Annotated in this window: 10 protein-coding genes; 5 read left to right on the top strand and 5 right to left on the bottom strand. The window is 51.7% G+C overall.

What is annotated here, in order from left to right:
* Nucleotides 1-98: 98 nt before the first annotated feature.
* Entirely contained in the window at nucleotides 99-872 is a 774-nt protein-coding gene (locus tag ACMXD4_RS04715; protein ID WP_101051762.1) for a VWA domain-containing protein, read from the top strand.
* A 176-nt stretch (nucleotides 873-1,048) separates the two neighbouring features.
* Here the strand turns inward: ACMXD4_RS04715 and ACMXD4_RS04710 are convergent, their stop codons facing one another.
* Entirely contained in the window at nucleotides 1,049-2,716 is a 1,668-nt protein-coding gene (locus ACMXD4_RS04710; RefSeq protein WP_101051763.1) for a serine/threonine-protein kinase, read from the bottom strand.
* Between the two features lie 315 nt (nucleotides 2,717-3,031).
* Here ACMXD4_RS04710 and ACMXD4_RS04705 point away from each other — a divergent pair, with 315 nt between their 5' ends.
* The 4 genes from ACMXD4_RS04705 (at nucleotide 3,032) to ACMXD4_RS04690 (ending at nucleotide 9,623) form a co-directional block, all read left to right on the top strand.
* On the top strand, nucleotides 3,032-4,780 hold the full coding sequence (locus tag ACMXD4_RS04705) for a DVUA0089 family protein (protein WP_033157131.1): 1,749 nt from the start codon (nucleotides 3,032-3,034) through the stop codon (nucleotides 4,778-4,780).
* Between the two features lie 100 nt (nucleotides 4,781-4,880).
* Entirely contained in the window at nucleotides 4,881-5,693 is an 813-nt protein-coding gene (locus ACMXD4_RS04700) for an alpha/beta fold hydrolase (protein ID WP_415880003.1), read from the top strand.
* A 67-nt stretch (nucleotides 5,694-5,760) separates the two neighbouring features.
* Entirely contained in the window at nucleotides 5,761-8,022 is a 2,262-nt protein-coding gene (locus ACMXD4_RS04695) for a caspase family protein (RefSeq protein ID WP_101051765.1), read from the top strand.
* Between the two features lie 317 nt (nucleotides 8,023-8,339).
* Complete coding sequence (locus ACMXD4_RS04690) at nucleotides 8,340-9,623, top strand: ImmA/IrrE family metallo-endopeptidase (protein WP_415880002.1); 1,284 nt, start codon at nucleotides 8,340-8,342, stop codon at nucleotides 9,621-9,623.
* Nucleotides 9,624-10,155: 532 nt separating this feature from the next.
* On the opposite strand, the gene ACMXD4_RS04685 is transcribed toward ACMXD4_RS04690, so the two are convergent.
* The 4 genes from ACMXD4_RS04685 to ACMXD4_RS04670 form a co-directional block, all read right to left on the bottom strand.
* Nucleotides 10,156-11,532, bottom strand: coding sequence for a hypothetical protein (locus tag ACMXD4_RS04685; RefSeq protein ID WP_415880001.1), 1,377 nt, complete (start codon nucleotides 11,530-11,532; stop codon nucleotides 10,156-10,158).
* 664 nt (nucleotides 11,533-12,196) lie between these two features.
* Entirely contained in the window at nucleotides 12,197-12,946 is a 750-nt protein-coding gene (locus ACMXD4_RS04680) for a PEP-CTERM/exosortase system-associated acyltransferase (RefSeq protein WP_033157138.1), read from the bottom strand.
* A gap of 374 nt (nucleotides 12,947-13,320) precedes the next feature.
* Complete coding sequence (locus tag ACMXD4_RS04675; protein ID WP_415880000.1) at nucleotides 13,321-14,274, bottom strand: glycosyltransferase family 2 protein; 954 nt, start codon at nucleotides 14,272-14,274, stop codon at nucleotides 13,321-13,323.
* Nucleotides 14,267-15,469 carry a glycosyltransferase family 4 protein gene (locus ACMXD4_RS04670; protein WP_101051767.1) on the bottom strand — a complete coding sequence of 401 codons (1,203 nt, stop codon included), beginning with the start codon at nucleotides 15,467-15,469 and terminating at the stop codon, nucleotides 14,267-14,269. The genes ACMXD4_RS04675 and ACMXD4_RS04670 overlap by 8 nt, the downstream gene beginning before the upstream one ends.
* Nucleotides 15,470-15,482 lie beyond the last annotated feature (13 nt).

The following is a 15,482-nucleotide window of genomic DNA, read 5'->3' as shown; positions in this document are numbered from 1 at the left end:
CTAGCAATCGGGACTCGTCCAACGAAAACGCTTTGCCAGGTAAAAACGCTCCGAACTGCTGGGGAGTTAACTTGAATGGAACACTTTTTGGAGATCACATGAGAAAAATCCGCAAACTCACTTTGGCTGCGTCAATGGCGGCCACCTTCGCACTAAGCGCATTTGCGTCCAGCTCAGCCAATGCCGGCACCATCCAACTTGGCTTTATTCTCGACGAATCAGGCAGCATTGGCTCATCTAACTGGAATATCATCAAAAATGGATTATCCAACGCTGTTAATAATTTGATTCCGCTGAACAGCAACTATGAAATCTCTGTCGTGACATTTAGCAGCTCTGCGACCGCGGACATTCAAAACTTCCTCGTCACAGACGCGGCCAGCCGCACATCACTGGCCACGAGTATCGCCAACCTAGGTTATAGTGGTGGCGGCACAAACTTTACAGCGGCATTCGACACCATGCGAACCACTCTGGCGGCGTCTACTTTGAATATCGATTTTTCTTACGTAAATTTTGCAACAGACGGAGTCACAAGCAACGAAGCAACCGCAATTACCGCGCGCAATAATTTGATTGCTGCCGGCGTGGATAACATCAGTATCGAAGGCATTGGTAGCGGGGTGGATACTGCCTATCTGCAAAACAGCATTTGCTACCCGGGTCCTTGCGACACAACCTCACCTTACAATTTCCCAACTCAAGGCTTTTACATTGGCGTTGCTAACGCGACTGCTTACGCAGCCGCGATTGAAAACAAAATTCGCGTTGTGACCCAACCAAATAATACTGTACCCGAACCAGCAAGCTTGGCCTTGACCGGGCTGGGCTTGTTTGGCATCGCCATGTCTCGCCGCCGTAAAGCTGCATAATCAACACTAAGCTGGGCTTTCATCCTGCTAAACTCGGTCACAGACCGGCTTTAGCAGGCTTAGCCGCGACAAATAGCCCAATCAGAATTACTTCTGCTGATAATCTGCGTAAACACACCTCTTCCCCCAGATTCACCGCTCTTTGAAAATCCCTCCGCAAAGATCGGAAAACTAAATCAATTAAACCTGAGCTTATCTCGCAAACTCTGTAAGCCCTTGTGCACAGGGTTGACTTCCAAACCTTCCTGTACTTTTTTCAAAGCCTCCGAGCGGTCGTTCTTTTCGTAAAACTCCCACGCCTGCTGTTCCAGCGTATCGGCAATTTTATTGATACCGTCTATTGCTGCTTTGTTGTATGGATCAATTTTCAAAACTTCCTGATAAGCCCAGAACGCATTGCTGCCGGTCGGCGCGGTTAGGTAACCGACATCAAAATGAATATCCGCCAATTCCAGCAAATCCTTAATTTTTTGGTTTTGCTCGGGATTGAGCTCAACGGCGACCTTTACCACTTCGGTAGCGGTTTGCTTTTCATTGAGAGTCCAATAGACGTTCAACCCGATCAAACAAGCCAGCAACACACCCGTTGACCACAGTCCGTAATAGACAGACGTATGCGGTCCGATAGCCGCTAAAAATTCGTCGATAGTGGCACAGCGATCCTCCTGTCTAAAAGCCAGGGCCTTTTGCAATCCTTTCCATTGCCGGCGTTTAAGCTGGGCAATGGGTTTGGGCTGTAGATTGACTTCCGTGGCCTTTTCCGCCGATAACCGGCCAAACGGATGCTTGCCGCTCAACAGTTCGTAAGTGATGCAAGCCAAGGCATAAATATCGTCGCGCGGATCGGGATCGCTATTTTGCAGTTGCTCCAAACTGGCATAGGCCGGAGTCATAGCGCCCAGCGACCGCGCATTAAAAATCGTCGCGTCGTGGCCGTCTGTTTCGCTGCGGCCAATGGCGCAAGCAATCCCGAAATCCAGCACTCTGATTTCGCCGTCGTCGCCGACAAACACATTCCCCGGTTTAAAGTCGGAATGCACGATATTTTTCTTATGCGCATGCGCCAAGGCTTCAGCCATCGCACTGATGATAGGCCAGGCTTTTTTGAAGGGTAATCCGCTGTCGACATGCTCACGGATCAGATGACTGAGCGGCCTACCCTGCAGGTATTCCATCGACATAAACACGTGCGTGCCGTCCCGATCAAAATCGTAGACTTTAATAATATTGGGGTGAGACAGGGTTTGCGCACGTTTGGTCTCCCGCTGCAAAGCCACCAGCGCCATCGGATTGAATTGAAAATCCTGATTTAACACCTTTAAAGCGACAAAAGGCTCTTTATCCGAGGCTTCTACTTTGCGCAAGTCGGTGGCTTTAAACACCATACCCATGCCGCCCACCCCGAGCAACTCTTCGAGCACAAAACGACCTTTCAAGGTACTACCGACTGTCAGCTCGGCGCGCGGCTGCGAGGGATCCAAGCCTTGCAGCAAGGATTCGGTGGTCAGGGTAGGTGTTTGCGTAGCGGGTGAAACCGGCAGTATCGTCGTCGCCGTAGTCGGCGCCGAAACTATGCTGGTTGCATCGTCTGGAGCGGAGACCCGTGAAGGCGCCATTTGGGTTTGGTCGTCGACAAACCGGGTTTCGTCTTGCATGACCGATTGCAAACCGCGATAAACATCCGCGCCAATGTTTCCGCTCCGATATTCGTTTTCCAAAAATTGCCGAGCCGCATCTAAAACCGGTTCGGGTTCCGCGCTTAACGCGGCCGCTACGGCCAATAAATCTTCATAGGCTAGTTGAGCCTGCTGAAAGGCTTTCAATGCGAGCTCAAATCTGGACATGGCAAACGACAGTCAGGGAAAGTGTAAGGATTTTAGCCGAAGAGCTTGTTCGTGTCGCTGCAATTGCCCTTGATGGTCTAAAAACCGCCAAGCCCCAAAATCGACCGGGATAAATCCCGTCCAGGTCCGGCAAATTCTCGCCACCGCTGCATTTGAGCTCTCCCAAGCCCGACGGTCATCAGAAATTTACTGACCACGATTCAATAAGAAAAAGCGCGAGTGGCCGGCACCGAATCTCCAGAAAAATTTAATTACTATTGAAAACATCAACATGCATCTATAATAAGTTGCAAAAATTATTTGGAATAAATGCTCATGAAATCACTGTTTTTTTTTGAACTATTCTGCTCTAAAACCGCTGTTGCGCGATTAAGCAAACGGCAATCCCTAACCGCAGGCTCGTTAGTGACGTTGCTGCTGGCGTCGCCACTCGCGGCAGGCGTGGAATTCGCGAGCGGCACATTCAATCTAACCGGCTCCGGGGCCGGATCGGTGGGCTACCTGCCCTTCTCGCTGTCACAAACCACGCTGGTCGATATTGCCACCAGCGGCCCCACAACGGACCCCTATATTTTCCTGCTGAGCGGCACCGGCAATTTTACCAGCCTCTCCGTACTCACTCAGAACGACGACGGTTGTAACCAAATAGACTGCGGCGCGGCGGGCGTTTCTCCGAATTTTAACTCGCTGATTAACGACTACCCCTTGAGCCCCGGCAGCTATACTGTCGCGTTGGCAAACTACCCGTTTGCATCAACCGACGCTATCGCGGGTTCCAATATAAACAGCGACACGGGCAATGTGTTACTGATAGTCGGCGACTCGGGACTGATCATTCCCGGCACCGGCACCGGCTCGGGCAGTGCGAGATTGATTAGCTATGCCGGCAGCGGCGGCGCGGTCATTTCCCAATCGCAAATTATCGAATCTACATCCAACGCCAGCGCTACCTCTCTGGCAATCAACAGCTTGTGCGCATCGCCCACCAGCAGCGCTGTTATCAGCGACTGCGCCAGAATTGCCGGCCTGGGCGCGGCTGCCAAAGCCGATGTTATCGATCAAATCACCCCTGAAGAGATCAATACGATTGCAGCCACCACGGTTGCCACTTCGCGAGCGAATTTCAGCAGCGTAATGGACCGCATCGCCACCTTGCGCGCCGGCAACGCGGGCGGCATCAACCTGGGCGGCACCAAGATCGGCGGCGGCAGCGGCGACGAACTACCGGAAATATTTCAACGCCTGGGCCTATACGGCAATATCGACGGCAGTTTTGGTAGCCGGAACCGCACTGCCAACGAACAGGGTTACAGCTTCGACAATCAAGGTGTCACAGTCGGTGCGGATTATGCTTTCACCGATAATTTTTTTGTGGGGGTGGCCTTTAATAACGCTCACAACAAAGCCGATTTCAGCAATCGCGCCGGCCAACTTTATACCGCAGCCTATACCGGCTCGCTATACAGCACTTTGAATATTCAGGATTTCTATATCGACGCGCTGGCCAGTGTCGGCGGCATCGATTACGAATCCGAGCGGGCAATGAGCTTTTTCAACACCTCGGCAAAAGGCAGCACCTCGGGCATGCAGTATGCCTCCAGCTTGGGCGCGGGTTATAACTATCACATCGACAAGGTAGTGGTCGGACCTTATATCGGTTTCGACTACGCCAAAACCGAAGTGGACGGCTACCGCGAAACAGGTGGCTCCAGCTTCGGCACCAGCTACGGCAAACAAAACATAGAATCCATGCTAACCAAAGCCGGCGCCAGGGCTTCGTATGCGTGGAGCCTGCCTTGGGGCGTGATCGTGCCGCAAGTCAATGCCGAATGGGTACATGAATCCAGCTATAACGCCCAAGTCAGCGTCGTGCGCTTCGTGCAAAACAATGCCGGCTTTAACATCCGCTCCGACAATCCGGACCGCGATTTCATGCAACTGGGATTTAACGTGGCCGGCCAATTTGCCGATGGCATGTCCGCTTTCGTGGCCTACAACACCATCATCGACCGGGCAAACGTGTCAAACCACGCTTTCTCCAGCGGCTTGCGTCTGTCGTTTTAAAACAATCCAATAAACAAAGTCGATTACTGATCGACCGCGCATACTGACCACGCTGCAAGCCTCACAAGCAGCGTGGTCTATTCAAAATCGCCTGTACCTCATGCCTGTCAAGCGGCTACATTTGCTGATTAAACTGAGTCTGCTACTTTTCCTGGCAGCTTGCAGTACCCCGGCGATGCGCCTACATGAGCAAGCCACGGCATTCGGCTTTCAGACCTTGGAGTCTGAAGCCGTAGGATTCAAACTGACATCGTTTACCCACTTACCACCATCCGCCGGTAAACGCCTGCATGTTTATCTTGAAGGTGACGGCAGCCCTTGGGAACGTGGACTGTTTCCAGCCTCTGACCCCACTACCCGCACAGCTACCGTTCTGTCATTAATGGCTTCCGACCCCAAGCCGGCTTTGTACCTGGGACGACCCTGCTACAACGGCCACGCCGGCGACCCCGGCTGCTCGCAAAGCTTGTGGACCGGCGCCCGCTATAGCGAAAGCGTGGTAGCGGCTATGACCCAAGCACTAACAGAATTCTGCACGCTAAACGGTTACAGCGAAGTGATGTTGATCGGCCACAGCGGCGGCGGCACGTTGGCACTACTGATAGCCGAGCGTTTGCCGCAAGCAGTCGCCGTGGTGACGCTGGCGGGGAATTACGACATCGATATTTGGGCCGATCATCACCGCTACCAGCATTTGCATGACTCTCTAAACCCCGCTAAGCGCGTCGGCAAACCCGGCATCGCGGAATGGCATCTGCTGGGCCAGCGCGATCACAACATTCCCCCGGCATTATTCCAACAAACCCTGCAGCAACGCCCAAACAGCCACGTACAAATCGTCGATGCCGATCACGGCCATGGCTGGCAAGCCATTTGGCCGCAGATGCTAAAACGTCTGGACCACCCGCCCTAGCCATTTGCGGGGTAGCGGATTTCTGCTATGGTTGCCGGATAAAATCAATCATTCGAGGCGGCACACCATGGCGACACAAAGAGTATTGAACCGTACGCTGGCATTGGCAATTGGCGGCATTTTAATGTCCGCCTGCGCCCGCGATGTCAGCCAGGAAGAAATGGCTAAAGCCACCGAAGGCTATATCGTGGCCGACACCAGCAAACTGTTTGTCGTCGATTGCCTACTGCCCGGACAGGTACGCAAGCTAGGCTCGCAGATGACTTATCTCAGCGCCCGCCGCCCCATCCGCACCACCGCCGCCGATTGTGAAGTCCGCGGCGGCGAATATGTCGCTTACGACCGCGCCAACTACGCCAGCGCCTTAAATATCTGGCTACCCAAAGCCCAGGAAGGCGATGCCGCCGCCCAACTGTATGTCGGCGAGATTTTCGAAAAAGGCCTGGGTACGCCAGCCGACTACAAAGCCGCCGCGCAGTGGTACGAAAAAGCCGCCAATCAAGGTAACTCGCAAGCACAATTGAACTTGGGCCATCTTTACGAAAAAGGTCTGGGCGTTACCGAAGACAAGGAAACCGCGCTGCGTTGGTATCGCAAATCGGCCGGCCTGGAAGACGCCGGCATCCAGTTCGCGCCCGCCGTCAATGCCCAAGCCATCGCCAATAGCGAAGAATTGGCCACCTTGCGCAGCGAAGTAGCCGAGTCCCGCCGGGAAGCGGAGCAACTTCGCGAGCAACTGCAAAGCACCCGCCAGCAAACCCTGGATCAGCAAGAGAGTTTGCGTAAGGCTCAAGACGAGTTGGAAGCCTTGCGTAACAAACTGCAACAACAAAAATCCACCACGCCCGGCGGCTCCAGCGACATCGAATCGCTGGAAAAACAGTTGCGCGAAAAGGAAAGCCAATTAAAAGACCAACAAGCCAAATTGGGTAGTTTGACACAATCTCTCAGCCAGGAAAGGCAACGCATGAAACGCGAACTGGAAGCGGCGCGCCAGCAAAGCCCCAGCGCGAAAGCCGTTGAAAGCAAAACCAACGACATCGAAAACAAGCTCAACGAAAAAATCGAAACCTATCAAAAACAATCGGCGGAACTGACCGGCTGGCTGACCTCACAGGACAAACTGGACAGAAATCAAATAGATTTGCGCAAACAAGCCTTGCAACAGCAAGCCAAAGAAATTGCCGCACTGAAAGAAAAACTGCAACAACAAGCATCCAACGTGGTGGCTTCGGGCAACGGTCCGAATATCGAATTACTGGAACCCGCCGTCACCGTGACCAGGGGTATTCCCAGCATTCAATTTGGCTTGGGCGAGAGCAGCAAACGCATCGTCGGCAAAATCGACGCGGCGACCGGCCTGAGCCGCTTGCTGTTGAACGACAAAGCGATAAAAGTCGATGCCAACGGCCGTTTTGAAACCGACGTGAGTTTGAAAGGCGACGAAACCTTGGTGCGCATCGTCGCTACCGACAAACGCAATCAAAGCAGCGATTTAAGCCTGCGCTTGCTGGCTTCCGGCAATGCGGCCGAGGCAGTGTTTCCGAGCAGCAACGGCAGCGAATTGAAACGCTCCGGCGATATTCAATTCGGCAAATTCTACGCCATCATCATCGGCAATAACGAGTACGGCGCTTATCCGTCACTAAAAACACCCATCGCCGACGCGAAAAGCCTGGAACTGTTGTTACGTGAGCGCTACGGGTTTAAAACCAAATTGCTGATCAATGCCAATCGCCACACGATCATGTCGGCGTTTAACGAACTGAATCAAAAACTCACCGAACAGGATAATTTGCTGGTTTATTACGCCGGCCACGGCGAGATCGACAAGAAAAGTCAGACCGCCTATTGGCTCCCGGTCGATTCGGAAACCGGCAATAGCGCCAACTGGATTTCCAGCCAAAGCATCACGGAATTTTTGAGCATCATGCCGGCCAAGCACATTATGGTGGTAGCCGATTCCTGCTATTCCGGCGCATTGACCGGCTCGGCAGTAGCCAAACTGCCGGAAGGCATGGACGACGCCAAGCGCGAACGCTGGTTAAAAGCCATGAACAGCCGCAAAGCCCGCACCGTATTGACATCCGGCGGCGTTAAGCCCGTTATGGACCAGGGCGGCGGCGATCACTCCGTGTTTGCCAATGCATTTTTGAAAGTCCTGCGCGGCAACAAACGCATCATCGAAGACTACGACATCTTCCGGGATGTGGCCAATCAAGTACGTGCGTCGGCAGCGCGCGGCGGTTTCGAACAAATGCCGCAATACGCCCCCTTGCAGCACGCCGGCCACGAAGGCAGCCCGTTCTTTTTTGTGCCGGAAGTTTAGAAGGACTGCCTATTCAGACTGGAAATCGCCATCTGTCCCGATGAATGGTCGGCCACTAAACTCGATAAGATTATGGGGGTAATGGTTTAGGTTTTTGGACGTCACGAACTGTCACGGCCGACCCGTTGCGGGCTATCATTCGATCTGACTCAATGGCAGCAATCTGGCCGTTAGCGGAAATATATTCTCCGTCGAATGATATATAGAAAGGGAGATCATATGCAGATCAATAAATTGTCGTGCCGAAGAGCGTTTTTCGGTAGCTATATGGAAACTATCTAATTCCTTGTTAGGCTGGCAAAGGAAACTGAGAACTCATGGATACAACGAAGAAGGGCGATAAACTCGAAGATCAGGTTTTCGAAGTATTTGAGAGCCAGATTGCCGAGGATTGTTTTTTTTCGAAACGCGAATTTTGTAAGATTTTTCGGAAGAAAGGGTATTACTCGAAAGATCGAGAGAAGAACATAATCTTTGACGTTTCTATCGAAGTAACACTTCCGGGACAAGAACGTTATTCATTGTTGTTTCTTATCGAATGTAAAAACTATGGTCACAGCGTACCCGTTGACGACGCAGAGGAGTTTTTTACTAAAATACAACAAATATCGGGAGCGGGTGCTAAAGGAATTATTGTATCTACAAATTCCTTTCAAGATGGAGCCTTCAAATTCTCTAGGTCAAAAGGGATTGGCCTGCTTAGATATTTTAGTAAAGATCGGCTGGAATGGGTGCTTACCCGTTCTCCATCAAGTATGGCGTCAAGTTCGATTGCGTCATCGGAACGGTCCAATAGTTATCAAGCTCTCCATGATGAGAGTTTCGGTAGCAGGTATTTTGATTTTTATGGTTGTGTAAACGATACATATACAGTTTCATCAAACCAATTTTTTTCCTCTTTAGCTCGAACCGACGCTGATCCAGATTTCCTCAAAGCGCTTGCAGCAGTTGAGCAATCAACAAAGGAATCTCGCTTGTGCGTGCCGTATCTGGAGAGGGAAGAGATAGAAAGTCGGGCTGTTGCTATCCTTTCTGAAATAGAGTACGTGTCAGGAGCTGTCTCAATTAACTCTATTTGTGATTACCTAAAAGTAAATTCGGCGCTTGTTGTAAAGACAAACGCAAACCTACCCTGCGGAGTCCTTGGCCAGATTGCGTTTGGACCAGACATTATTTCCATCGACAATGATCAGGCATCAACAAACGAACGAACTCGTTTTACACTAGCTCATGAGCTAGGTCACTATCTGTTAGAGCATGGCAAGTTTATGGCGCGAGAAAGTTGCCATGAAGAAGATATAGCCATTGATGATTTCGATGCCATTGACTTAAAAGATCTTCGCCGTTTGGAGTGGCAAGCAAATTACTTTGCCTCATGCTTGTTATTGCCGAAAGAACAGTTTGAGAAAGAGGTATTTTGGCAAGCACAGAAATACGAGCTCTCTGATCGTGGGTTCGGGTTACTGTATTTAGATGACCAGCGATGCAATATCGATGCATTTCATAAAGTAACAGCCCCTCTGATGCAAATGTTCCAGGTTTCGCGAACCGTAGTAAAGCTGCGGCTAATCAAGCTTGGGTTTCTCAATGAAGGCGGGTAGGGTGGGTACGGTTTTTGTGCCCACGCGGTTAAGGAACTTTTGTGTTTGTGTCGCTAACGCGACGACTGATTTCAATGTCGGGTCTCGGCCCGACAGCCGAGTAACTTTTCTTTGTTTGGCCAAAGAAAAGTCACCCGAATGCCGCTTGTTTCCTGCGCTCCGAAGCTTTTGGCGGGGGTTGGCGAAAGGGGCTTCCTGCCCCTTCGCCAACGTGCGGCATCCGTGCCGCACCCCTTCGGGCTATTCCCACCAAAAGCTCCGGTGCTCGGCGCGGCATACGGGGGAAACCATCCCGATTTTCGGTAGTTTGCGAATGGACGTAGATACCCTGTTCAAAAACAAAGCCATTAAAAACTACAGCTAACCACACCCTACGCCTGCTTTTAGCCGGTTGCCGCACACAGTGGGTTTCGATTGAAATAACTGCTGTTTAAAAACAAGAATCGGTGGCGGATTTAATTGAAATACGCAGACAGATTAAACAGCCGGACAAACAACGCCTGCCCGGCTGATGTTTAAACAGCGGAAACTATCATTTCCACTTTTTAAGCAGCCCTTTTAGCCCGGCAGGCTTGGCGGGTTCGACCGCTGCGGCGACTGTTTCGGCAATCGGCTCGGGTTCCGCCGCTACCGGTTCAGGCGCAACGGCAGGCTCTGTCGGTTTTTTACCGAACAAACTTTTCAGCTTCCCACCAACGCCGGCCGCCGGCTCTTTAACCGCTTCGGCGGCAGTTTCCGCGATTTCCACCACATTGTCTTTAAGTTCAACAGCCGCTTCCATTATAGGTGCGGCGATTTCTTCCAGCTCTTCCTGGATGGCCTCGGCAGCGACTTCGGTCTGTGTACCCAGTTTCTGATCCAACTTAGCCATTTGCTGCATGGTGTTGTTCAACATTTGCTTGAATTTGCCGAAACCGCCGCTTTTCTCCGCCAATTTATCGACGGATGACTGTTTCGCCGGTGCCGGCTCGACAGCCACGGATTTGGGTGTTTCGACAACCGGCGCAACTTCGCGCTCGACTGGCTTTGGCGGCTCGACAGGCGCCTGAACCACAACAGGTTCGGCAACGACAGCCGGGGCGGGTTGGATGACGGCAGGCGCTTCGTTGATAACAACTTTTGGCTCCGGTTGAGGTACCGGCTGCGAGTAAGCAGGCGCAGATGTCGCCGAATGTTTAGCCGAGTCGGCGTAACGCGCCAGTTCTGCTTGATGTTTGGCTTGGGCCTCCGCCAACAGTTTTTCCGCGCTGGCTTGTTCGCGCTCGCGTAGAATTTTTTGCTCTTCCACCGCCAATTCCAGTTTATTCAACTGTTCAGTTTGCGATTCCAAACGTAATTGCAACGGCCCCAATAGCGCATCTTTTTCAGCGACTTTGGAGGTTTCCGCCCACAGAGCCAGTTGCAACTCGGTTTTGCCCTGCTGCTCAGCTTTAAAGCGTTCGGTAATTTGCGCGGTAAGCGCGAAATATCGTGGCCACAGATCAGTCGATTGCAGATCGTTGGCGGCCGGTAAGGCGGGCTCGGTCAATTCGAAACTGGTGGCCAAGGTTTTGATACTGTCGATCACCTGCCGATTTGCCTGTACCAGCTTTTCTTCCAGACCGGCTGCCCGTTGCGTTTCGTTATCAGCCAAGGCTTTGGCAGCTTCCATCTGCTCGGTATTGGCAGTCAATTGTTCTTGCAAGGCTTGCTGTTGCTGTTGCGCCGCCTCCAAATCAGCTTGTAAAGCAAGACGCGCTTTTAAATTGATGGCATTGGTTTTTTTTAAAAAATAAATCCTGATACTGTAAAACATTGCCGTCAGCAACCACACGGCAAGCGCTAAAGCGCCGGCATATTCCTGGTTTTCCAGCGTAAATCGATACCAATCCGACAGTATGCTTTGAATCATGGGCAAATAAGCTTCCATAAATAATCCTGGCTAATATAGTTTTTATAATAATGACGTAGGCTTCCGACCCGAAACAGCAGATAGCTAAGCTGAGACAGACGAAAGCCAGTATATCAGTTTGACTCTGCAACTTTACCGTAAGCTGCTGGAATAAGACAGAAAAACGCCCACCCAAAAAACGGCTGCACAGTGTCTGCAACGGTGGCCGGCAGCCTTGGCAAATTCAAAATGGATTGTTTATGTCCGGGCTCTATCTTATGTAGATTCCCGGTACGGCTGGACCTGAGGCATCAAGTTTTCGGTTTGAGGCGCGTGGTTCTTTTGGGCTGGCGCTAATTAAACAGCTCAAGCCTGCTCGGCCTGACTTTAGAGGAACTGAGAGCGTAAAGGCTTAACGACGAGCCGCGACATAATGGCTTTCAGAAGACGGAAGTTTCTGGGAATAAGCTGCGCGGGGATTTAAACAACGCCGACACGCCCGCGCGGCGTCTGCCGCATGACTTAGGGCTGCTTTCACGCTATGGTCTGGCATCGGTAACGACACTAGCGGCTTACTCCAATCCGGCAGCCGCACCGCCCAGATTTAATAGATCGCCAGCGCAAACCGGGCTTTTTTTGGATGCGATAAATGCCCTGCAAACCGCTTAGTATCTAAAACTGGGCATGATCGCGCGCCGATACTTTAAGCTCTTTGCCGCTTAGCCACCGATTGCTCTAGCAGTTCTGAATATTTGCGATAATCCAACTGATAGTCTTTTTGCCACAAAGGATTGGCAAGAATATGCTCAACATCCAATGCATAAGGAATACGCTGACCGCGATGGTCGCAGGCGCCGCCTACCTGTTGCATTTCAAACCCCTCTTTCTTAACCGCGTAAGCCAAAGACGGCGTTACCAATATGTACCACTGTTTAATATCGTTCCGCGCCGAGTAGACAACCGCCGCCCGATACAAACCCCACATTATGCTGCGAGTCTGATTTTTAATGGTATGCAGATAACGAATGTTACCGCTGTCCTTGGCAACTTGTTCAGCGTCTTGCTCCTGTTGCGGGAAAGCCCTCGGGGCAAAGCGTCTGGCTTCTCTCAATACGCAGAGACGGGATATTTCTATTGATTGTTGGTATTGCTGAGGGGTTATAGGCTGGTCGGGAACGCACTTGGCTTCGAAAGGGAAAACCGCTTGATTCTGATAAACCAAGCGTAACGCGCCCAACCATTGCCCGGTGTATCGGTGCCGAACCATGAAATGCACGGAATGGCGGTCCCATTCGTCGAACTCCATTTGTTCCGGAAAATTTTCTTTGTCCTCATACCCCATTTCGTCGCAATAAACTTGGTATCTGAGGTTGTAATGAATGCGTTTGCTTTCAGGCGTGTCAGCTAAAAAAACCTCAAAACAACTATCAAATGAATGCTTTTCAGAAATCAAGATGAAACTCCATAACGTAATTAATCAAATTCCCTAAACATCCGGGCACTACTCTTCAAACTCAAAGAATTGATAACAAATGTTGCTGTTATCCCCGCTCTATCGGTGAAAGACCCTGTCGGCCTTTTGCACATCCAACCTTGTATTTTTTCCGAATTTTTGCTGAACCATACCGGCGCGACGCCTACGTACAATGAACAAAAAAAACCGGTTCTGACCGGAAAAACACAATGTTGGCTAGGAATCTACAGAGTCAAGATGAAGAAAAACTGTAATTTAGATTAGGATAAGATGAAGATTGGATTAATTTTAGAACCAGTTTTGCCGTTATTCCGCGGAAATACTGGCTTAGTCGTCATAAGGAAATCATCGATTTACGATCTGCCGTTAAGGCTATTTTCAGAAATAGCGCCCGCCCAATAAGCTTTATGCAAACTAAAGCGTCTGTTCAAGCTCTGCGGCATTCTAGCGTGCATCCTCCCGCCCATTTTATAGCCCAGCCATTTCAGACCGGTGCGCAAACAGGCCGAAGGCAGCAGCCAGGGCGCATTTTTCAATAGATACTTCAACTCCGACACGACAAAACGCCGGCCTTCGCCCGAAGCACCGCCAAAGGTCTGCTGCAACCAAGGCGTATGGGCGTGAAAAACGCCAATATCGAAATAGCGCTTAAATTCGTCGACAAATCCGTAATCGTGCGAATGAAACACAGCGGCATCGCCGCAATAAGCCACTTTCCAGCCGTTTAGCAACATCTTGCCGACCACAAAAGTATCTTCGTTCATGATGGTATTGACAGGAAACCCGCCAACGCCCATCAACGCACTGCGCCGGTACGCGGCAAACGAATTGGAAATAAACGCCGTCTTGATGCCGAATTGCACCTTATCTTGCAAACTGCGCACCTGACTTTGCGGCGGATAATTGAATAAACGGGCATGCGCGCCGATCGGCCCGGCGTTGCGATGGGGCAATTGCCGGCCGTAAGCAGCGCCGACGCTGTCGTCTGTAAACGCTGCCAGTAATTTTTCGATGGCATCGGGGGCCGCCAGCAAGGCATCCTGAGTCAAAAACACCAGAATATCGGCATCCGCCAGCCGGTTCACGCCAAATTGCCGGGTGCCGCCATGATTAAACTCGGACTTGGCTATCACCTCCACGTCAAAACCCGCGTCGCGAGCCAAAGCCACTGTGTGGTCGGCGGATGAGGAATCTATCAGCAGCCAATAATCAGGCTTCACGGTTTGTGCGGCAAAGGCTTGTAACCACGATTCCCAAAGCTCGCCGGCATTCAGAGTCGGCACGATCAGACCCACTTTTTTATTCATAAGACGAACCTTCTATTAAGGACTGCGGCAATTTAACGTGATCGGCTTTTGTCATCACTTTCCAGACTTTATCGCCTAATTTAACCGGGTCCAGCTGCTGTTCGACATATTCACGGCTACGCAGCGCCATGTCTTGCCAAGTCGCTTGAGTCACCACTTGCGTTTGCCGTAGCACCGCACAAACCGAAGCCTCATTGCGCTCGAACACCAAACCGGCGCCATACATTGCCAAGTGATCCCAAGCCAAACCTTTCGCGACCAGCACCGGCCGGCCGGCTGCCATGGCCTCCGCAACCACATTGCCAAAATTTTCGCGCATGCCGCCGGTTTCCTCCAGGCCGGACGGCAACATCAGGAAATGACTGTCGGCCAACAACTGCTTCACTTCGGCAACCGGCAAATAGCCTTTATAACTGATAGCACCGCCAGCCCGCGCAAGCAAAGCCTGAAATTCTTCAAAATAAGCGCCATCGACACTGCGGCCGGCGACCACCAAACGGTCATTTGGCCGGCGCGTTTTTAACCAGGCCCGGATAAACGCATTGATGCCTTTTTCTTGCTGCACGTGCCCCAGAAAACACAATTGAGTGCCCTCGCCTTGCGGATAGCCGGCGACTTGAAACTCGCGACTGTCGATGCCGTTCGGCACCAATAAAACCTTGGCGTCCGGCCCCAACACGTCGGTGACGCCCGCCGCTTCGGTATCGCTGGTGCAATGCACCGCAATGGCCCGGCGCAAGGTCGGAAAAGTCAACCACTTGTAAAACAACCATTTATGCGGCTTCTGCCGCCGAATCAGCGCCACATGTTCCGGCATCAAGCCACCGTGCACAGCCACCATGAATGGCCGGCGCAGCAATACGCAAAACAGTGCCGCCAGCGTGGAAGGCCAAGTAGCAATGCCGTGGATATAGATCCGGGGTGCCTGCCAACAGAGCTTGAAAATCTTTGGAATGGCGCCCAATCCAAAGCCCCAGCGCCGAAACCCGTAACAGCGGTAAAGTCTGACATCGACTTGCTTGCCCAGCTTTACATCCTCGGCGCGCAAGCGACCGTCTATCGACTCATCAGCAGCGACCAGCGCCATGCCGTGGCCGCGTTCCGACCAGGCTTTGGTCAATACGCCGCAGGTCACCGATACGCCGCCATAGCCTTTGGCCGGCGGCACATGCGTCGTGACAATACCTACATCCATTTCATTTCTCCTG

It is taken from the genome of Methylomonas sp. TEB (genome assembly GCF_047777895.1).
Taxonomy (GTDB): domain Bacteria; phylum Pseudomonadota; class Gammaproteobacteria; order Methylococcales; family Methylomonadaceae; genus Methylomonas.
The sequence above is the reverse complement of the archived record's forward strand: the minus strand, read 5'-3'. Positions and strand labels throughout refer to the sequence as shown.